At 73.3% G+C, this 18,073-nt stretch carries 21 protein-coding genes; 1 reads left to right on the forward strand and 20 read right to left on the reverse strand.

The window, feature by feature from the left end:
* Positions 1 to 37: 37 nt before the first annotated feature.
* The 10 genes from lgt to hisI form a co-directional block, all read right to left on the reverse strand.
* Positions 38 to 1,081, reverse strand: coding sequence for a prolipoprotein diacylglyceryl transferase (lgt, locus tag WA762_RS00005; protein ID WP_335931534.1), 1,044 nt, complete (start codon positions 1,079 to 1,081; stop codon positions 38 to 40).
* A gap of 101 nt (positions 1,082 to 1,182) precedes the next feature.
* Positions 1,183 to 2,130 carry a DsbA family protein gene (locus tag WA762_RS00010; RefSeq protein ID WP_335931536.1) on the reverse strand — a complete coding sequence of 316 codons (948 nt, stop codon included), beginning with the start codon at positions 2,128 to 2,130 and terminating at the stop codon, positions 1,183 to 1,185.
* Positions 2,131 to 2,221: 91 nt separating this feature from the next.
* Complete coding sequence (trpA, locus tag WA762_RS00015) at positions 2,222 to 3,034, reverse strand: tryptophan synthase subunit alpha (protein ID WP_335931538.1); 813 nt, start codon at positions 3,032 to 3,034, stop codon at positions 2,222 to 2,224.
* Positions 3,031 to 4,311, reverse strand: coding sequence for a tryptophan synthase subunit beta (gene trpB / locus WA762_RS00020; RefSeq protein ID WP_335931540.1), 1,281 nt, complete (start codon positions 4,309 to 4,311; stop codon positions 3,031 to 3,033). The genes trpA and trpB overlap by 4 nt, the downstream gene beginning before the upstream one ends.
* 413 nt (positions 4,312 to 4,724) lie before the next feature.
* A complete protein-coding gene (trpC, locus tag WA762_RS00025) occupies positions 4,725 to 5,534 on the reverse strand; it encodes an indole-3-glycerol phosphate synthase TrpC (protein ID WP_335931542.1) in 810 nt (269 codons plus the stop codon).
* 195 nt (positions 5,535 to 5,729) lie between these two features.
* On the reverse strand, positions 5,730 to 6,239 hold the full coding sequence (locus WA762_RS00030; protein ID WP_335931544.1) for a DUF2752 domain-containing protein: 510 nt from the start codon (positions 6,237 to 6,239) through the stop codon (positions 5,730 to 5,732).
* A gap of 81 nt (positions 6,240 to 6,320) precedes the next feature.
* Positions 6,321 to 6,569: an HGxxPAAW family protein gene (locus WA762_RS00035; protein WP_335931546.1), complete on the reverse strand. Its 249-nt coding sequence runs from the start codon at positions 6,567 to 6,569 to the stop codon at positions 6,321 to 6,323.
* Positions 6,570 to 6,704: 135 nt separating this feature from the next.
* Entirely contained in the window at positions 6,705 to 7,364 is a 660-nt protein-coding gene (locus WA762_RS00040) for a TIGR02234 family membrane protein (RefSeq protein WP_335931548.1), read from the reverse strand.
* A gap of 121 nt (positions 7,365 to 7,485) precedes the next feature.
* Entirely contained in the window at positions 7,486 to 8,979 is a 1,494-nt protein-coding gene (locus WA762_RS00045; RefSeq protein ID WP_335931550.1) for an anthranilate synthase component I, read from the reverse strand.
* A gap of 11 nt (positions 8,980 to 8,990) precedes the next feature.
* Positions 8,991 to 9,377 carry a phosphoribosyl-AMP cyclohydrolase gene (gene hisI, locus WA762_RS00050; RefSeq protein ID WP_335931552.1) on the reverse strand — a complete coding sequence of 129 codons (387 nt, stop codon included), beginning with the start codon at positions 9,375 to 9,377 and terminating at the stop codon, positions 8,991 to 8,993.
* An 83-nt stretch (positions 9,378 to 9,460) separates the two neighbouring features.
* Between hisI and WA762_RS00055 the strand changes: the two genes are divergently transcribed.
* Positions 9,461 to 10,093, forward strand: coding sequence for a TIGR03085 family metal-binding protein (locus WA762_RS00055; RefSeq protein WP_335931554.1), 633 nt, complete (start codon positions 9,461 to 9,463; stop codon positions 10,091 to 10,093).
* A 51-nt stretch (positions 10,094 to 10,144) separates the two neighbouring features.
* On the opposite strand, the gene WA762_RS00060 is transcribed toward WA762_RS00055, so the two are convergent.
* The 10 genes from WA762_RS00060 to hisD form a co-directional block, all read right to left on the reverse strand.
* The gene (locus WA762_RS00060; RefSeq protein WP_335931556.1) at positions 10,145 to 11,395 is read right to left on the reverse strand and encodes an MFS transporter; all 1,251 of its coding nucleotides are present in this window, start codon (positions 11,393 to 11,395) and stop codon (positions 10,145 to 10,147) included.
* 25 nt (positions 11,396 to 11,420) lie between these two features.
* Positions 11,421 to 12,008 carry an ArsR/SmtB family transcription factor gene (locus WA762_RS00065; protein WP_335931558.1) on the reverse strand — a complete coding sequence of 196 codons (588 nt, stop codon included), beginning with the start codon at positions 12,006 to 12,008 and terminating at the stop codon, positions 11,421 to 11,423.
* Between the two features lie 158 nt (positions 12,009 to 12,166).
* On the reverse strand, positions 12,167 to 12,922 hold the full coding sequence (gene hisF, locus WA762_RS00070; protein ID WP_335931560.1) for an imidazole glycerol phosphate synthase subunit HisF: 756 nt from the start codon (positions 12,920 to 12,922) through the stop codon (positions 12,167 to 12,169).
* Complete coding sequence (locus tag WA762_RS00075) at positions 12,919 to 13,317, reverse strand: RidA family protein (protein ID WP_335931562.1); 399 nt, start codon at positions 13,315 to 13,317, stop codon at positions 12,919 to 12,921. The genes hisF and WA762_RS00075 overlap by 4 nt, the downstream gene beginning before the upstream one ends.
* Positions 13,314 to 14,039 (reverse strand): bifunctional 1-(5-phosphoribosyl)-5-((5-phosphoribosylamino)methylideneamino)imidazole-4-carboxamide isomerase/phosphoribosylanthranilate isomerase PriA, encoded by a 726-nt coding sequence (gene priA / locus WA762_RS00080; protein WP_335931564.1) that lies wholly within the window; start codon positions 14,037 to 14,039, stop codon positions 13,314 to 13,316. The genes WA762_RS00075 and priA overlap by 4 nt, the downstream gene beginning before the upstream one ends.
* Positions 14,039 to 14,695, reverse strand: coding sequence for an imidazole glycerol phosphate synthase subunit HisH (gene hisH, locus WA762_RS00085; protein ID WP_335931566.1), 657 nt, complete (start codon positions 14,693 to 14,695; stop codon positions 14,039 to 14,041). Before hisH ends, priA begins: the two co-directional genes overlap by 1 nt.
* Before the next feature lie 10 nt (positions 14,696 to 14,705).
* On the reverse strand, positions 14,706 to 14,873 hold the full coding sequence (locus WA762_RS00090) for a hypothetical protein (RefSeq protein ID WP_335931568.1): 168 nt from the start codon (positions 14,871 to 14,873) through the stop codon (positions 14,706 to 14,708).
* Positions 14,870 to 15,472: an imidazoleglycerol-phosphate dehydratase HisB gene (gene hisB, locus WA762_RS00095; protein ID WP_335931570.1), complete on the reverse strand. Its 603-nt coding sequence runs from the start codon at positions 15,470 to 15,472 to the stop codon at positions 14,870 to 14,872. The genes WA762_RS00090 and hisB overlap by 4 nt, the downstream gene beginning before the upstream one ends.
* Complete coding sequence (locus WA762_RS00100) at positions 15,469 to 16,620, reverse strand: histidinol-phosphate transaminase (protein WP_335931572.1); 1,152 nt, start codon at positions 16,618 to 16,620, stop codon at positions 15,469 to 15,471. Before WA762_RS00100 ends, hisB begins: the two co-directional genes overlap by 4 nt.
* Complete coding sequence (hisD, locus tag WA762_RS00105) at positions 16,617 to 17,939, reverse strand: histidinol dehydrogenase (RefSeq protein ID WP_335931574.1); 1,323 nt, start codon at positions 17,937 to 17,939, stop codon at positions 16,617 to 16,619. The genes WA762_RS00100 and hisD overlap by 4 nt, the downstream gene beginning before the upstream one ends.
* Between the last annotated feature and the right edge of the window lie 134 nt (positions 17,940 to 18,073).

The raw sequence follows: 18,073 nt of genomic DNA on the forward strand, positions 1-18,073 counted from the left end.
CCCCCCCACGTCCGGATCACGCGGCGGACCGCACGGCTCAGGACTTCTCCGCCGCCTCCACGGGGGCGTCCGTCTTCGGCGCCTTCGCGTCGGCGGCCCCGTCGCGGTCGGCGGCGTCCGCCTCCCCGGCGGCTTCACCGTCCCCCGACGAGTCCTCCGGGCCCTTCGACTCCGTCGTGTCCTTCGAGCCGTCCGAGCCCTTCAGGCCCTTCGGACCGGTCGCGTCCTCGGCGCCATCGGCGTCCGCCGCGTCCGCCGCGTCCTCGATGGCCTGCGGCTCCACGACCTCCTCGCGGCCCGGTCGCAGCTTCGCCGAGATCACGATGTACACCACCGCGAGGACGAACACGATCAGCGCGGTCCACACGTTCAGCCGCAGGCCCAGGATGTGGTGCGCCTCGTCGACCCGCATGTACTCGATCCAGCCGCGCCCCGCGCAGTACGCGGCGACGTACAGCGCGAACGCCCGGCCGTGTCCGAGCTTGAAGCGGCGGTCCGCCCAGATCACCAGCAGCGCGACGCCGACGCACCAGAGCGACTCGTAGAGGAACGTCGGGTGGTAGGTGCCGGCGACCCGGTTGGGGCCCTCGCTGATCTTCAGCGCCCACGGCACGTCGGTCGGCCGGCCGTACAGCTCCTGGTTGAACCAGTTGCCCCACCGGCCGCAGGCCTGGGCCAGCGCGATGCAGGGGGCGAGCGCGTCCGCCCAGGCGGGCAGCGGGATGCCGCGGCGGCGGCAGCCGATCCAGGCGCCGACGGCGCCCAGCGCGATCGCGCCCCAGATGCCGAGGCCGCCCTGCCAGATCTTGAAGGCGTCGACCCAGTTCTCGCCCTCGCTGAAGTACAGCTGGTAGTCGGTGATGACGTGGTAGAGCCGGCCTCCGACGAGCCCGAAGGGCACCGCCCAGACGGCGATGTCGGCGACGGTCCCGGCTCTGCCGCCCCGGGCGACCCAGCGCTTGTTGCCGAGCCAGACGGCGACGAAGACACCGATGATGATGCAGAACGCGTAGCCGCGGAGCGGGATCGGGCCGAGATTGATCACGCCGGTCGACGGGCTGGGAATGAAGGCAAGGTCCATGGCAGGGTCGACGCTACCCTGTCGGGTGGGGCCCGGGGCAACCCACCCGACAACGTCTGAGTAACGGGCCGGTCATCGAATCCTCATGCCGGAGGCACCGGTCAGGAGGCCGACGGCACGGGGGTGGACGCGGGGACGGGCGGGGCCGCCGGCTCCGCGGGTGACGCCGGCGCGGGCGCGGATCCGGGGGCCGACCCGGGGGCGGACGGCGGCGCGGGCGTCGGCGGATGCGTCGGCGTCGGAGCGGGCGCGCCGGGCTTCCCGCCCTTGCCGGCCTGCGCGACCCACTTCTTCAGGTTCTCCACGGTGATCGGTTCGTTCCCCTTCTTGGGGAAGACCGACTCGCCGTTGAGCAGCACGGTCGGCGTGCCCTTGAATCCGCCGTTCTGGAACGCCGTGTTGGACTTCCGGACCCAGCTGTCGTGCTTCCCGTCGTTCACACAGGTGCGGAAGGCCGGGGTGTCGAGATCGGGGACCTTGCCCGCGAGGCCGATCAGCTTGTCGTTGTCCGCGAAGGCGTCGACGGACTCCTGCGGCTGGTTGCGGTAGAGGACGTCGTGGTACGGGGAGAACAGGCCGACGTCCTGGGCGCAGGCCGCCGCGTTGGCCGCGCGCAGCGATCCGGTGCCGCCGAGGTTGCCGTCGATGATCGTGGCGAGGTGGTACTCGATCTTCATCCGGCCGTCGCGCTCCAGCTCGTGGAAGGTGTCCCTGAACACGTTCTCGAACTGGGCGCAGACCGGGCAGCGGAAGTCCTCCCAGATGGTGAGGGTGGACGGGGCGTCGTCCCGGCCGACCTGGATGGCCAGGCCGTCCTTGCCGCCCGCGCCGGACGGCGCGACGGCCGGGCCCGTCGCCTCGGTCTTCCCGCCCTTGCCGCCCGTGTTCGCGGCGATCACACCGATGACGGCGGCCAGCCCCAGCACGCCCGCCACGGCCCCGCCGACGATCAGCGAACGCCTGCGGCGCTCCCGGGCCTTCTCGCGCTCGCGCTGCTGGGCGAGCCGCTCGCGCGCGGTCCTTTTTCCGTGTTCTTTCTTCTCGCTCACACCCGCAGCAACGAACCGGGGAGGCACGCGCGTGCCTCCCCGGTCAAGATCCACCCGTACGGATGACGCCCGATGCGGCGGGCCCTGTCGCTCAGCGCTTGCGCACGCCCTCGGCCAGTTCGCCCGCCAGCGCGCGGACCGCGGCCAGGCCGGCCTCCTCGTCGGGGGCGTCGAGCATGCCCTTGACGAAGGCGGAGCCGACGATCACGCCGTCGGCGAAGCCCGCGACCTCGGCCGCCTGGGCGGCGTTCGAGACGCCGAGGCCGACGCAGACCGGCAGGGAGGTGGTGGCGCGGGTCCGCTCGACCAGGTCCTGGGCCTGCTCGCCGACGGACTCCCGGGTGCCCGTGACCCCCATCAGCGAGGCCGCGTAGACGAATCCGGAACCGGCCGCCGTGATGGTGGCCAGGCGCTCGTCCTTGCTGCTGGGCGCGACGACGAAGACGGTCGCCAGACCGTGCCTGTCGGCGTGCTCGCGCCACAGCGCGGACTCCTGGACCGGCAGGTCGGGCAGGATGCAGCCGGCGCCGCCCGCCTCCGCGAGTTCCGCGGTGAACCGCTCGACGCCGTAGCGGTCGATCGGGTTCCAGTACGTCATGACGAGGATCGGGGCGCCCGTCGCCTCGTGCGCCTCGCGGACCGTGCGCATGACGTCGGCGATCCGGACGCCGCCGCGCAGGGCGATGTCGTCGGCGGTCTGGATGACCGGGCCATCGAGGACCGGGTCGCTGTGCGGCAGCCCCACCTCGACGACGTCCGCGCCGCCCGCCACGACCTCCTTCACCGCGGCGATCGCGCCGTCGACGGTCGGGAAGCCGGCCGGGAGATAGGCGATCAGCGCCGCGCGGTTCTCGGCCTTCGCCCGCGCGAGGGCGGCGTTCAGCAGTTCCACGTTGCCGCTCACTTGGCGACCTCCTCTTCCCCGTCGGCCTCATCGGCCTCGACGACCCCGTCGGTCTCGTCGTACAGCCCGAAGTAGCGGGCCGCCGTGTCCATGTCCTTGTCGCCTCGGCCGGACAGGTTGACCACGAGGAGTCCGTCCTCGCCCAGCTCGCGCCCGACCTCCAGGGCCCCGGCCAGCGCGTGCGCGCTCTCGATCGCCGGGATGATCCCCTCGGTGCGGGAGAGGAGACGCAGCGCCTGCATGGCGGCGTCGTCGGTGACCGCGCGGTACTCGCCGCGGCCGGTGTCCTTCAGGTACGCGTGCTCCGGGCCGATGCCCGGGTAGTCGAGGCCGGCCGAGATGGAGTACGGCTCGGTGATCTGGCCCTCGTCGTCCTGGAGGACGTAGCTGCGCGAGCCGTGCAGGATTCCGGGCTCGCCCGCGGTCAGGGTCGCCGCGTGCTCGCCGGTCTCCACCCCGTGCCCGGCGGGCTCGCAGCCGATCAGCCGGACGCGGGCGTCCGGGATGAAGGCGTGGAAGAGCCCGATGGCGTTGGAGCCGCCGCCGACGCAGGCGATCGCCGCGTCCGGCAGCCGGCCGGCCCGCTCCAGGATCTGGCGGCGGGCCTCGACGCCGATGACCCGGTGGAAGTCGCGGACCATGGCGGGGAAGGGGTGCGGTCCGGCGACGGTGCCGAAGAGGTAGTGCGTGTGGTCCACGTTGGCGACCCAGTCGCGGAACGCCTCGTTGATGGCGTCCTTGAGCGTGCGGGAGCCGGACTTCACGGCGATGACCTCGGCGCCGAGCATCCGCATCCGCGCCACGTTCAGCGCCTGCCGCTCGGTGTCGATCTCGCCCATGTAGATGGTGCAGTCGAGGCCGAAGAGCGCGCAGGCGGTCGCGGTGGCGACGCCGTGCTGGCCGGCCCCGGTCTCGGCGATGACCCGGGTCTTGCCCATGCGCCGGGTGAGCAGGGCCTGGCCCAGCACGTTGTTGATCTTGTGCGAGCCGGTGTGGTTCAGGTCCTCGCGCTTGAGGAAGATCCGGGCCCCGCCCGCGTGCTCGGCGAAGCGCCGGACCTCGGTCAGCGCGCTGGGGCGGCCGGTGTAGTCGACCAACAGCGCGTTGAGCTCCGCGGCGAAGGCCGGGTCGGCCTTCGCCTTGTCGTACTCGACGGCGACCTCGTCCACGGCGGCGACCAGCGCCTCCGGGATGAACTTGCCGCCGAACGCGCCGAAGTACCCCTCGGCGCTGGGGACCAGACCCTCCGGGTCCGGGATGAAGAAGTCAGATGACATCCGACGTGCTCCTCGACATCGCAATGGGTGGTTTCACCGTATGCGCCGTGCCGGAGCGCCGCCGCGACCCCGAACGGTCGGGCGGTGCGGGCGGACGTACGACCTGAGAGGTCGGGTACGAACGGCCGGGGCTCGCTACGGCGCGGACCCCGTGCGCCATCGCATGCCGTTGACCTGGCCGGGCTCGTCGCCGATCACATAGCGCACCCGTCGTCCGTGCACCCGGCGCGCGGGGGCGCGGCAGCCGCGGTGCCAGAACGGGGGCGCGCAGCGCCTCGGCTGGGCGTGGCCGGCCTCCGGACGGCGGCCTGACGACGGCCGCGCGTACGGGCCCCGGGCAGCCCTCGCACCGGCCGGGCACGGGGCCGGCCGGGTGCGGGGCGGGGCGGGGCGGTCGGCGGGCACGGGCGCGGTCAGCCCCGTCCGTGGCGCAGCGCCGGGTGGGCGCCCGCGGCGACCAGGTCGGCGACGGCGGTGCGCGGGTCGCGCCCGGTGACCAGGGACTCGCCCACGAGCACCGCGTCGGCGCCCGCGTTGGCGTAGGCGATCAGGTCGTGCGGGCCGCGCACGCCGGACTCCGCGACCTTGACGATGTGGTCGGGGATCTCGGGGGCGACGCGCTCGAAGGTGGAGCGGTCGACCTTGAGGTCCTTCAGGTTGCGCGCGTTCACGCCGATGACCTTGGCCCCGGCGTCCACGGCGCGGTCGGCCTCCTCCTCGTCGTGCACCTCGACGAGCGGCGTCAGGCCGATGGACTCGGCCCGCTCGATCAGGGAGACCAGGGCCTCCTGGTCGAGCGCGGCGACGATCAGCAGGGCGAGGTCGGCGCCGTGGGCCCGGGCCTCCCAGAGCTGGTACGAGGTGACGATGAAGTCCTTGCGCAGGACCGGGACGTCGACCTTGGCGCGGACGGCCTCCAGGTCCGCGAGCGAGCCGCCGAAGCGGCGCTGCTCGGTGAGGACGGAGATGACGGACGCGCCGCCCGCCTCGTAGTCGGCGGCGAGCGCGGCCGGGTCGGCGATGGCGGCGAGCGCCCCCTTGGAGGGGCTGGAGCGCTTGACCTCGCAGATGACGGAGACGCCCTCGCCGCGGAGTGCGGCGGCCCCGTCCTTGGCGGCGGGGGCGCGCCGGGCGCGTTCCTTCAGCTCGTCGAGGCCGACACGCGCCTGCCGCTCCGCGAGGTCGGCGCGGACGCCGTCGATGATCTCGTCGAGCACACTCACGCGAGCGGCCCCCTTCCGGGACGGTGATGAGGGAACAGGATCAGCCTCGTCAATGCTATCCGCAGGAGGGCAAAGGGCCCGAATCCTGTCGGCGGGCGTCCCACAGTGCGGGCAGTGTGGACCCTGTCCTGGAACTGCCGCCTGCCGTGCGACGGCGGTCCGAAGACAGGTCCTAGGGCGGTCCTAGGGCCCGTCCTAGGGCGCCAGCGCCGAGCCGAACGGCAGGTTCCGGGCGACCGAGAAGACGATCAGCACGGCCCCGATCCCCCACCAGACGGCGGGGCGGGCGGCGAGGGTCATGGGTCTGCCCCGGGCGGCCCGGGCCACCCAGACCGTCCAGAGGACGGCGAAGAGCGCGTAGCCGGCGACGGCGAGCGCGTTGGAGCCGAGGGCGGCGGCGAGGTCGCCGTGCGCGACGGCGTGGGCGCTGCGCAGCCCGCCGCAGCCGGGGCAGTACAGGCCGGTGAGGCGGAGCAGCGGACAGACCGGGTAGTGGCCGGGTTCGTTGGGGTCGACGGCCCCGACGTAGCCGAAGGCGCCGACGACGGCGGCCATGACCCCGGCGGGGACGGCGAGCCGCCGCAGGCGCGGGACGGGCGCGGGGGCGTGCGGGAGGACCGGCGGCGGGCCGGGCGGCGCCGGCTGCCCGGCGGCGGCTCCCGGACCGGGGGCGGGCCGGGCGGCTGGGGTAGGCGTTGCGTCCACGCGGTGATTCTCCCCGCTGGTACGGAAAGGCGCAGCCCGGTCGACGGGCTGCGCCTCGCGTTCGTGCGGCTGTCGCGCGCGTCAGGAGATCTGGGCCTGCGCGGCGCGCGCCCGGGCGGCGGCCATCTCGGGGGACTCCTTCGGCGTGCCGAGGCCGGCCATCTTCATCCCGAAGCCGACGACCCCGCCCAGGAGGATGACGCCCATGCTGGCCCAGAAGCCGATCGGGTTGGCCGCGACCATGAAGACGCCCCCGGCGCAGAAGCCGATGAAGGAGATGATGACACCGGTCCAGGCGGCCGGGGTGTGTCCGTGGCTGCTGCCCGCCATGAGTTGCTCCTTGTTGGTGTTGCGCTGTTGGTGTCGTTGGTGTCGCTGTACGCAAAGCTGGTGCCGCGGTCGGTGCCGCTGTGCGGAAGCTCCGTGCCATTGTCCCGTACGGGCGGGTGGGGCGTGAGCTCGGGGTCATGCGTCGCGCGTCGGGTCCTCGCCGCGGTCCAGGGCCTTCCAGAGGTCCTCGGGCCGGTCCGGGTCCGGGGCGGTGCGGGGGGCCCGGCGCGGACGGGGGGCGCCGTCGCGTTCGTACCGTCCCGACATGCCGGGCCAGAGCCTGCCGTAGCGCAGGGCGAGCAGGCCGGCGAGGAGGATCAGCAGGCCGCCCGTCGCGGTGACGTAGGGCCAGGGGGTGTGGGTCAGGGCCTGGACGGTGGCCGAGGTGTCGCCGGTGGTCTGCGCGGCCTTCTCGTCGAGCGCCGTGCCGTCGGAGGCAGTGAGGCAGGCGCTCAGTCCGGCGCCGAGGCCGCTGAGCGCGAGGAGCCCGGCGACGATCAGCCGGCCGCCGCCGCGGACGGCGAAGACGGCGACGAGGGCGGCCAGGCCGACGATGGCGAGGGCCGCGGGGAGGCCGGTGACGTCCCGGCCGTCGGCGGTCAGCGGCAAGGAGCCGCCGCCGACGGCCGCCCGCCCCTCGGCCCAGGTCTGGCCGGAGGCGAGCAGGACGACGGTGGCGCCGGCCGCCCCGAGGAGCAGGCCGGCGGCCAGGCTGCGGCGGCTTCCCGCGGCGCCGGACGCGGCGGCCGCGCGGGCGCGGGGCTGGGGTACGGGGGCAGCACTCACGTACCCCACTATCCCCTACCGCCCTCTCCTCGCCGGGGAGCGGGGTACCGGCCCGGGCTCCGGCGGGGAGGGCGGGCGGCCCGGAGGCCGTCGGGCGGCCCCGGCCGGCGGGAGCCCGCCCGACGGGCCCTCAGGCGCCGCGGAGGCGGTTGGCGGTGTGGACGGCCCGGAGGACGGCCGCGGCCTTGTTGCGGCATTCGGTGTCCTCGGCGACCGGGTCGGAGTCGGCGACGACGCCCGCCCCGGCCTGGACGTACGCCGTGCCGTCGCGGAGCAGCGCGGTCCGGATGGCGATGGCGGTGTCGGAGTCCCCGGCGAAGTCGAGGTAGCCGACGCAGCCCCCGTACAGACCGCGGCGGCTGGGCTCCAGCTCCTCGATGATCTGCATGGCGCGGGGCTTGGGGGCGCCGGAGAGGGTGCCCGCGGGGAAACAGGCGGTGAGCACGTCGAAGGCGGTGCGGCCCTCGGCGACCCGGCCGGTGACGGTGGAGACGATGTGCATCACGTGCGAGTAGCGCTCGATCGACATGAAGTCGACGACCTCGACGCTGCCCGGTTCGCAGACCCGTCCCAGGTCGTTGCGGCCGAGGTCGACGAGCATGAGGTGCTCGGCGCGCTCCTTCGGGTCGGCGAGGAGCTCCTCGGCGAGGGCCTGGTCCTCCTGCGGGGTGGCGCCGCGGTGCCGGGTCCCGGCGATCGGGTGGAGCAGGGCCCGCCCGTCCTCGACCTTGACGAGGGCCTCCGGGCTGGATCCCACGACGTCGAAGCCGTCGAAGCGGAAGAGGTACATGTACGGGGACGGGTTGGTGGTGCGCAGCACCCGGTAGACGTCCAGCGCGCTCGCGGTGCAGGGGGTCTCGAAGCGCTGCGAGGGCACCACCTGGAACGCCTCGCCGGCCCGGATGCGCTCCTTCACGTCCTCGACGGCGTCCTGGTACGCCGCGCCGCCCCAGCGCGCGGTGTACGGGGGGAGCTCGGAGGGCGGGAGCACGGCGGGGGCGTTCTCGACGGGGCGCGAGAGGTCGCGTTCCATGGCGTCGAGGCGGGCGACGGCGTCCGCGTGCGCCTCGTCGACGCCGGTGGCGAGGTCGTTGTGGTTGATCGCGTTGGCGATCAGCAGGACGCTGCCGTCCCGGTGGTCGAGGACGGCCAGGTCGGAGGTGAGCAGCATGGTCAGTTCGGGCAGGCGGAGGTCGTCCGTCCCGCTGTCCCCGATCCGTTCCAGGCGGCGCACCACGTCGTAGCCGAGGTAGCCGACCATGCCTCCGGTGAACGGGGGCAGTCCGGCGTCCGCGACCAGGTCGCGGGGGGTGTGGAGGGCGTCGACGGTGGCGCGCAGGGCTTCCAGCGGGTCGCCGTCGACGGGGACGCCGACCGGCGGGGAGCCCAGCCAGTGCGCCTGCCCGTCGCGTGCGGTGAGGGCTGCGGCGCTGCGCACCCCGATGAAGGAGTAGCGCGACCAGGTGCGGCCGTTCTCGGCGGATTCCAGCAGGAAGGTGCCGGTGCGTCCGCCCGCGAGCTTGCGGTAGAGGCCGACCGGGGTGTCGCCGTCCGCGAGGAGTCTGCGGCTGACGGGGATGACGCGGCGTTCGACGGCCAGCTTGCGGAACGTGTCGAGGTCCATGGCGCCGAACCCTACTGGCCCAGCGGGAGGACGTCGGCGTCGAAGCAGGTGCGGTCGCCGGTGTGGCAGGCGGCGCCCGTCTGGTCGACCTTGACGAGGACGGTGTCGGCGTCGCAGTCGAGGGCGACGGACCTGACCGTCTGGATGTGGCCCGAGGTGTCGCCCTTGACCCAGTACTCCTGGCGGCTGCGCGACCAATAGGTGCAGCGGCCGGTGGTGAGGGTGCGGTGCAGGGCCTCGTCGTCCATCCAGCCGAGCATCAGCACCTCGCCGGTGTCGTACTGCTGGGCGATGGCGGGGATCAGTCCGTCCGGGCCGCGCTTGAGGCGGGCGGCGATGGCCGGGTCTAGGTCGCTGGGCGGCGGCGTCGGGGCGCCGGGGGCGGTCGCGCTGGTCATGCGCCCATTGTGCCGTGGTCGCGGGGCCGGCCGGTGCGGCGTCCGCTGGGCGGACCGGGCGCGGCGGTCGTACGCTGGCGGGCATGTCGACCCATGCGAAGCGCGAACGGCTTCTGCTCGCCGATCTGTTGGAGGCGGCCGGCCCGGAGGCCCCGACCCTGTGCCGAGGCTGGACGGCCCGGGACCTCGCCGCCCATGTGGTGGTCCGGGAACGCCGCCCGGACGCCGCGGGAGGGGTGGTGCTGGGCGTGCTGAGGAACCGCCTCGAACGGGTGCAGGCCGAGTTCGCGGCGAAGCCGTACGAGGAACTGATCCAGCTGATCCGCACCGGGCCGCCGAGGATGTCGCCGTTCGGTCTGAAGCAGATCGACGAGGCGGCCAACACCGTCGAGTTCTACGTGCACGCGGAGGACGTGCGCCGGGCCCAGCCGGACTGGTCGCGGCGGGAGCTGGACCCGGTCTTCGCCGATCTGCTGTGGGCGCGGGCCGAGCGGACGGCCCGGCTGCTGGGCCGCAGGTCGCCGGTGGGGCTGGTGCTGCGGCGGCCGGACGGCCGGACGGTGGTGGCGCACAAGGGCGTCCCGGTGGTGACGGTGACCGGCGAACCGGGCGAGCTGCTGCTCTTCGCGTTCGGCCGGCAGAACGCCGCGGTGGTGGAGCTCGACGGCGACCAGGACGCGGTGGACCGGCTGAGGACGGCGGAGCTGGGCATGTAGGGGCCCGCGGCGGATCGGCGCCGGACGGGCCCCACGGCGCGCGGGCCCGGGTCAGCTCGGGAGTTCCGCGCGGCGCAGCCGGGTGAAGGCCAGAGCGGTCACCGCCCCCGTCGCGCACGTCGCGGCACTGCCGACGAACACCGGGCCCGTCCCCCAGGCGGCGACCATGGCTCCCGTGACCGGGTAGCTGAGCGGCGCGACCGCGTGGGTGAAGAGCGTCGAGACGGAGGTGACCCGGCCCAGATAGGCCGGGTCGGCGACCGTCTGGATCAAGGCGCCGCACAGGGAGCCGCCGAGGCCCGCGAAGAGCCCGACGCAGACGGCGACGGCGGCGGCGAGGCCCAGCGAGGGCATGTAGGCCAGGGCCGCCACGGCGAGGGCGCCGATCAGCAACATCAGGCTCATGACAAGCCCGGCCCGGGACACCCGGCCGCGCACGGCGAGCACCAGGGCCGACGCACCGGCGCCGACCCCGAACCCGGCGACGATCCAGCCCATGCCCGAGGCGCCCCAGTCGCGCTCGCGGGCGAGCAGGACCAGCCCCAGGTTGAGCGGTCCCGCGAAGCCCAGTTCGGTGAGGGCGACGGCGAGCATCAGCGGTCCGAGCACCGGGTGACGGCGGATGTGGCGCAGCCCGTCCACCAGTTCGCGCCAGGCGGTGCCGGACGGCTCGGCGGTCTCCTGATCGGGCAGCGGGCCGACCCGCAGGGACAGGAGCAGCGGCAGGGACACGGCGAAGAGCACCCCGGCCGCGGCGAACGCGAGGGTCGGGCCGCCACCGGCCACCGCGACGCCGCCGAGCGGGGCCCCGACGACGTTGGCGGCACGGGAGGCGAGTCCGCGCAGTCCCTGGACGCGGGCGAGCTGTCCGGCGGCGGTGATCCGGGGCGGCAGTGCGCCGACGGCGGGCAGGAAGAGGGCGTCGACCACGCCGAAGACGAGCGCGACGGCGATGAGCATCCACACGGCGGGCGAGGTGAACAGCAGCGCGCCCGCCAGTCCCAGGACGACCAGGCAGCGGGCGGCGTCGCTGCCGATGACCACGCGGCGCGGTCCGATCCGGTCGGCGAGGACTCCCCCGCCGAGCATCAGTAAGGCCCTGGGCACGGACCCGACGGCGAGAACGAGCCCGGCCTGGGCGGCGTTGCCGCTGCGGGCCGCGGCCCAGGCGAGCGCCATGTAGTAGACGCTGTCGCCGATCATCGACGCGGTGTAGGCGCCGAGCCAGCGCAGAACGTTGCCGTCGCGGTGGGCGGGGCGTCCGGGCGCTTTCGTGATCGGGTCGGTGGCGCTGGCGGTCATGACGTCGTCCTCCCGGGGCGGCGGCTCAGCTGTGGAACGGGAATGCGTACAGGTGCATGGCGACGTTCTCGCGCCCTTCCGTGTCGCCCGCCTCGTCGCGGGCGCGGCCGAGCGCTTCGTACCGGTTGATCAGCTCGTGCATCTCGCGGCTGAGCGCGGAGAGCTCCTCGGCGGTGAGCCGGGCCAGGTACTCGGAGCTGGAGGCGGCGCCGCGCCACTCCTGCGGCCAGCTGTGGGCCGAGTCGAGGTAGCGGCGGTACAGCTCGACGTGCTGGTCGAAGGAGAGCCGGCCGATGGCGGCGTGCGTGGCGGCCTTCTCCGGCTCGTCGGCGAAGTCCTCCTCGTGGAAGCTCACCCCCTTCGAGGCGGGCTGCCACCAGCGCTCGCGGCCGTCCCTGCCCTGCTGCTCGGCCTCCTTGATCAGGCCGTTCTCGGCGAGCTTGCGCAAGTGGTAGCTGACCAGCGAGACCGCCTCGTCGACCTGCTCGGCGAGCTGGGAGGCGGTGGCTGTGCGGGAGATGTAGAGCGCCCGGTAGAGCTTCATCCGCAGGGGGTGCGCGAACGCCTTCAGGGTCTTCAGGTCCGAGATCCGGCGCAGTTCGTTGCTTGCCATGCCCCTCACCCTAGAAAGAAAAGAAAACTTGCGCAACATTTATTGCGCAAGGAAAGTTGTGTGATTCCGTGGGGTGTGGAGGGGCGGCCCGGCTTTCGGAACGCCGATCGCCGGACGAACCAGGAATCGGCTCGTCCGGCGATCGGCGTGGTGTGTGGTCAGCGGACCGGGTGTCCGGCCTCCCGGAGCGCGCCCTTGACCTCGGAGATCCGCAGGTCGCCGAAGTGGAAGACGGACGCGGCGAGCACGGCGTCGGCGCCCGCGGCGACGGCCGGGGCGAAGTCCGCGAGCCGCCCCGCGCCGCCGGAGGCGATGACGGGGACGGTGACGTGCTTGCGGACCGCCGTGATCATCTCGGTGTCGTAGCCGTCCTTGGTGCCGTCGGCGTCCATCGAGTTGAGCAGGATCTCGCCCGCGCCCAGCTCGGCGGCCCGGTGCGCCCATTCGACGGCGTCGATGCCGGTGCCCCGGCGGCCGCCGTGCGTGGTGACCTCGAAGCCGCCGCCGGGCGCCCGGCGGGCGTCCACGGAGAGCACCAGGACCTGGCTGCCGAACCGCTCGGCGATCTCCCGGATGAGGTCGGGGCGGGCGATCGCGGCGGTGTTGACGCCGACCTTGTCCGCCCCGGCCCGCAGCAGCCGGTCGACGTCGTCGGCGGTGCGGACGCCGCCGCCGACGGTGAGCGGGATGAAGACCTGCTCGGCGGTGCGCCGCACCACGTCGTAGGTGGTCTCCCGGTCGCCGCTGGACGCGGTGATGTCCAGGAAGGTCAGCTCGTCGGCGCCCTCGGCGTCGTACAGCTTCGCCATCTCGACGGGGTCGCCGGCGTCGCGCAGGTTCTGGAAGTTGACGCCCTTGACGACCCGGCCGGCGTCGACGTCCAGGCACGGGATGACGCGTACCGCGAGGCTCATCGCGCACCTGCCCGGTACGCCTCGACCTCGACCTCGACGACCAGGCTCGGGTCCACGAAACCGGACACGATGATCATCGACGCGGCGGGGCGGACGTCGTCGAACAGCTCCTTGTGGGCGCGGCCGACCTCGTCCACGTCCCGGGCGTGGGTGACGTACATCCGGGTGCGGACGACGTCCTCGCGGCCCAGGCCGAGTTGCTTCAGCGCGTCGAAGGCGACCTTGAAGGAGGTGACCGTCTGCTCGTACGGGCCGCCCGCCGAGATCTGCCCGTTCTCCACCGAGGTGCAGCCGGCGACCAGCACGAGGCCGTTCGGCAGCTGGACCGCCCGGGAGTAGCCGAACTTCTCCTCCCAGGGGGCGCCGGAGGAGATGCGGTTGACTGCGTCGGTCATTCCGACACCGCCCGCAGGGCCTCTTCGAGGGTGAACGCCTTCGCGTACAGCGCCTTGCCGACGATCGCGCCCTCGACGCCGACCGGCACGAGCGCGGAGATCGCGCGCAGGTCGTCGAGCGAGGAGACGCCCCCGGAGGCGACGACGGGCTTGTCGGTGGCGGCGCAGACGTTCTTCAGGAGGTCCAGGTTGGGCCCCTGGAGGGTGCCGTCCTTGGCGATGTCGGTGACGACGTAGCGGGCGCAGCCCTCGGAGTCGAGGCGGGCGAGCGTCTCGTAGAGGTCGCCGCCGTCCCGGGTCCAGCCGCGGCCGCGCAGGGTGGTGCCCCGCACGTCGAGACCGACGGCGATCCGGTCGCCGTGCTCGGCGATGACCTCGGCGACCCACTCGGGGCTCTCCAGGGCCGCGGTGCCGAGGTTGACCCGGGTGCACCCGGTGGCGAGGGCGGCGGCGAGCGAGGCGTCGTCGCGGATGCCGCCGGAGAGCTCGACCTTGATGTCCATGGAGCGGGTGACCTCGGTGATCCGCTCGCGGTTGTCGCCGGTGCCGAACGCGGCGTCCAGGTCGACGAGGTGCAGCCATTCCGCGCCCGCCCGCTGCCAGGCGAGGGCCGCCTCCAGCGGGTCGCCGTAGGAGGTCTCGGAACCGGACTCGCCGTGGACGAGGCGGACGGCCTGGCCGTCGCGGACGTCGACGGCGGGGAGGAGTTCAAGCTTCGGCATTACAGCGTCTCAATCCAGTTGGTCAGCAGCTGGGCGCCGGCATCGCCGGACTTCTCGGGGTGGAACTGGGTGGCCGACAGGGCGCCGTTCTCCACGGCGGCGACGAACGGCTCGCCGTGGGTGGCCCAGGTGACCTTGGGGGCGCGGATCTTGGGGTTGGTGACTTCCAGGGTCCAGTCGTGCACCGCGTAGGAGTGCACGAAGTAGAACCGCTCCTGGGGGTCGAGTCCGGCGAACAGCCGGGAGTCCTCGGGGGCCCGCACGGTGTTCCAGCCCATGTGGGGCACGACCGGGGCCTTCAGCGGGCCGACGGTGCCGGGCCACTCGTCCAGCCCGGCGGCCTCCACCCCGTGCTCGATGCCGCGCTCGAAGAGGATCTGCATCCCGACGCAGATGCCCATGACGGGCCGGCCGCCGGCCAGCCTGCGGCCGATGACCCATTCGCCGCGGGCCCTGCGCAGCCCCTCCATGCAGGCGGAGAACGCGCCGACGCCGGGCACCAGCAGCCCGTCCGCGTTCATCGCCCGGTCGTAGTCGCGGGTGATCTCGACGTCCGCGCCGACCCGGGCCAGCGCCCGTTCGGCGGACCGGACGTTGCCGAAGCCGTAGTCGAAGACGACGACCTTCTTCTTGCCGCTCTTGTGCTTGTCGCTCACCGGTCGTACCTCAGTCCCAGAGTCCCTGGATCCGCATGACGCCCGCGACCAGGCACATCGCGGACCCGATCCCGAGCAGGACGACGACGCCCCTGGGCATCTTCTGCTTGGCGAAGGAGTAGACGCCGCCGGCCAGGAAGAGGCCGACGACGATCAGTATGGTGTTCAGGCCGTTCACAGCGCGCCCTTCGTCGAGGGGATGATCCCGGCGGCGCGCGGGTCGTGCTCGCAGGCGTACCGCAGAGCGCGGGCGAGGGCCTTGAACTGGCACTCGACGATGTGGTGGGCGTTGCGCCCGTACGGCACGTGGACGTGCAGCGCGATCTGCGCCTGGGCGACGAAGGACTCCAGGATGTGCCGGGTCATCGTGGTGTCGTAGGCGCCGATCATGGGCGCCATGTTCTCCGGCTCGGTGTGCACCAGGTAGGGGCGGCCGGAGAGGTCGACGGTGACCTGGGCGAGCGACTCGTCCAGCGGGACCGTGCAGTTGCCGAAGCGGTAGATGCCCCTCTTGTCGCCGAGGGCCTGCCGGAAGGCGGCGCCGAGCGCGAGGGCGGTGTCCTCGATGGTGTGGTGCGAGTCGATGTGCAGGTCGCCGTCGGTCTTGACGGTGAGGTCGAACAGCCCGTGCCGGCCGAGCTGGTCGAGCATGTGGTCGTAGAAGCCGACGCCGGTCGACACGTCGACCGTGCCGGTGCCGTCAAGATCGATCTCGACGAGCACCGAGGTTTCCTTGGTGGTGCGTTCGACTCTTCCAACACGGGCCGCGCGGGTCATGCGTCGTGCTCCTTCTTGTTCTCACGTGTGGCTGACGCCGTCACTCCGTCGACCGCCGCGAGGAACGCGTCGTTCTCCGCCGGGGTGCCCGCGGAGACCCGCAGCCATCCCGGTACGCCGTTGTCCCGGACCAGGACGCCCCGGTCGAGGATCCGCCGCCAGGCGGCGTGGCTGTCGGCGAAGCGGCCGAACTGGACGAAGTTGGCGTCCGAGTCGACGACCTCGAAGCCCCTGGCGCGCAGCTCGGTGACGATCCGGTCGCGCTCGCTCTTGAGCTGGGCGACGTACCCCAGCAGCGTATCGGTGTGCTCCAGGGCGGCGAGCGCGGTGGCCTGGGTGATGGAGGAGAGGTGGTACGGCAGCCGTACCAGCTGCACCGCGTCGACGACGGCCGGGTCGGCGGCGAGGTAGCCGAGGCGGAGTCCGGCGGCGCCGAACGCCTTGGACATGGTGCGCGAGAGCACCAGGCACGGCCGGCCCTCGATCAGCGGGAGCAGCGAGGGGTGGTGGCTGAACTCGCCGTACGCCTCGTCGACGACGACCATCGACGGCTTGGCGGCCTGGGCCGCCTCGTAGAGGGCGAGGACGGTGTCGGCGTCGACGGCGGTGCCGGTGGGGTTGTTGGGGGAGGTGATGAAGACGACGTCGGGCTGCTGTTCGGCGATCGCCTTGCGGGCGGCCTCGACGTCGATGGTGAAGTCGTCGTTGCGCGGTCCGGAGATCCAGCCGGTGCCGGTGCCGCGGGCGATGAGGGCGTGCATGGAGTACGAGGGCTCGAAGCCGATCGCGGTGCGCCCGGGGCCGCCGAAGGTCTGGAGGAGCTGCTGGAGCACCTCGTTGGAGCCGTTGGCGGCCCAGACGTTGGCGAGGCCGACCTCGTGTCCGGCGGTGCGGCTGAGGTAGCGGGCGAGCTGGGTGCGCAGCTCGACGGCGTCCCGGTCGGGGTAGCGGTTGAGGTCGCGGGCGGCCTCGCGGACGCGTTCGGCGATCCGGTCGACCAGCGCCTCGGGCAGCGGGTACGGGTTCTCGTTGGTGTTCAGCCGTACGGGCACGTCGAGCTGCGGCGCGCCGTAGGGGGACTTGCCGCGCAGCTCGTCCCGGACGGGGAGGTCGTCGATGCGTACGGGACGTACGGGGGTGGCGCTCACCGGTTCGGCACCTTCCATCCGAAGCGGGCCTTGACGGCCGCGCCGTGGGCGGGCAGGTCCTCGGCCTCCGCGAGCGTGACCACGTGGTGCGCCACGTCGGCGAGGGCGCCGCGCGTGTAGTCGACGATGTGGATGCCCCGCAGGAAGGACTGCACGGAGAGCCCGGAGGAGTGGCAGGCGCAGCCGCCGGTGGGCAGCACGTGGTTGGAGCCCGCGCAGTAGTCGCCGAGCGAGACCGGGGACCAGGGGCCGACGAAGATCGCGCCCGCGTTCCTCACGCGCTCGGCGACGGCGGCGGCGTCGGCGGTCTGGATCTCCAGGTGCTCCGCGCCGTACGCGTCGACCACGCGCAGTCCCTCGTCGAGGCCGTCGACCAGAACGATCGCGGACTGCCTGCCGGTCAGGGCCGGGACGATCCGGTCCTCGACGTGCTTGGTGGCGGCGATCTGCGGCTCCAGCTCCTTGGCGACCGCGTTCGCGAGCTCCTCGGAGTCGGTGACGAGCACGGCGGCCGCGAGCGGGTCGTGCTCGGCCTGGCTGATCAGGTCGGCGGCGACGTGCACCGGGTCGGCGGTGTCGTCGGCGAGGACGGCGATCTCGGTCGGCCCGGCCTCGGTGTCGATGCCGATGCGTCCGGTGAAGTAGCGCTTGGCGGCGGCGACCCAGATGTTGCCGGGGCCGGTGACCATGTTGGCGGGCGCGCAGGTCTCGGTGCCGTACGCGAACATCGCGACGGCCTGGGCCCCGCCGGCCGCGTACACCTCGTCGATGCCGAGGAGGGCGCAGGCGGCGAGGATCGTCGGGTGCGGCAGGCCGCCGAACTCCTTCTGCGGCGGGGAGGCGAGCGCGACGGAGGCGACGCCGGCCTGCTGCGCGGGCACGGCGTTCATGATCACGGAGGAGGGGTAGACGGAGCGGCCGCCAGGCGCGTAGAGCCCGACCCGCTCGACCGGGACCCACTTCTCGGTGACGGTGCCGCCGGGCACGACCCGGACGGGGTGCGGGGCGCGGCGCTGCTCGGCGTGGACGCGGGTGGCGCGCGCGATCGACTCCTCCAGGGCCGCCCGGACGAGCGGGTCCAGTCCGGCCAGGGCCTCGGTGAGCGCGGCGGCGGGGACGCGCACCCGCTCCAGGCGGACGCCGTCGAACCTCTCCGCGTACTCGATCAGCGCCGCGTCGCCCCGATGATGCACGTCCTCGCAGAGGGGCCGCACCTTCTCCAGGGCGGCTTCCACGTCGAACTCGGCACGGGGCAGCAGGTCGCGCAGGGCGCCGCCCTCGGGGAGGGCGTCGCCGCGCAGATCGATTCGAGAGATCACGTGGCAATTCTCGCAGACCGCGCACCTCATCCCGTCGTCCGTATCACTGGCTGATACGTGTCCCGGGCGTCACGGTGCCTCATAGCGTTCACGTCGTCACTCAGCGGGAAGAACAGCTCCGAGCGGAAGGGGGT

Origin of the sequence: Streptomyces tyrfis (assembly GCF_037034285.1) — a bacterium.
GTDB lineage: Bacteria > Actinomycetota > Actinomycetes > Streptomycetales > Streptomycetaceae > Streptomyces.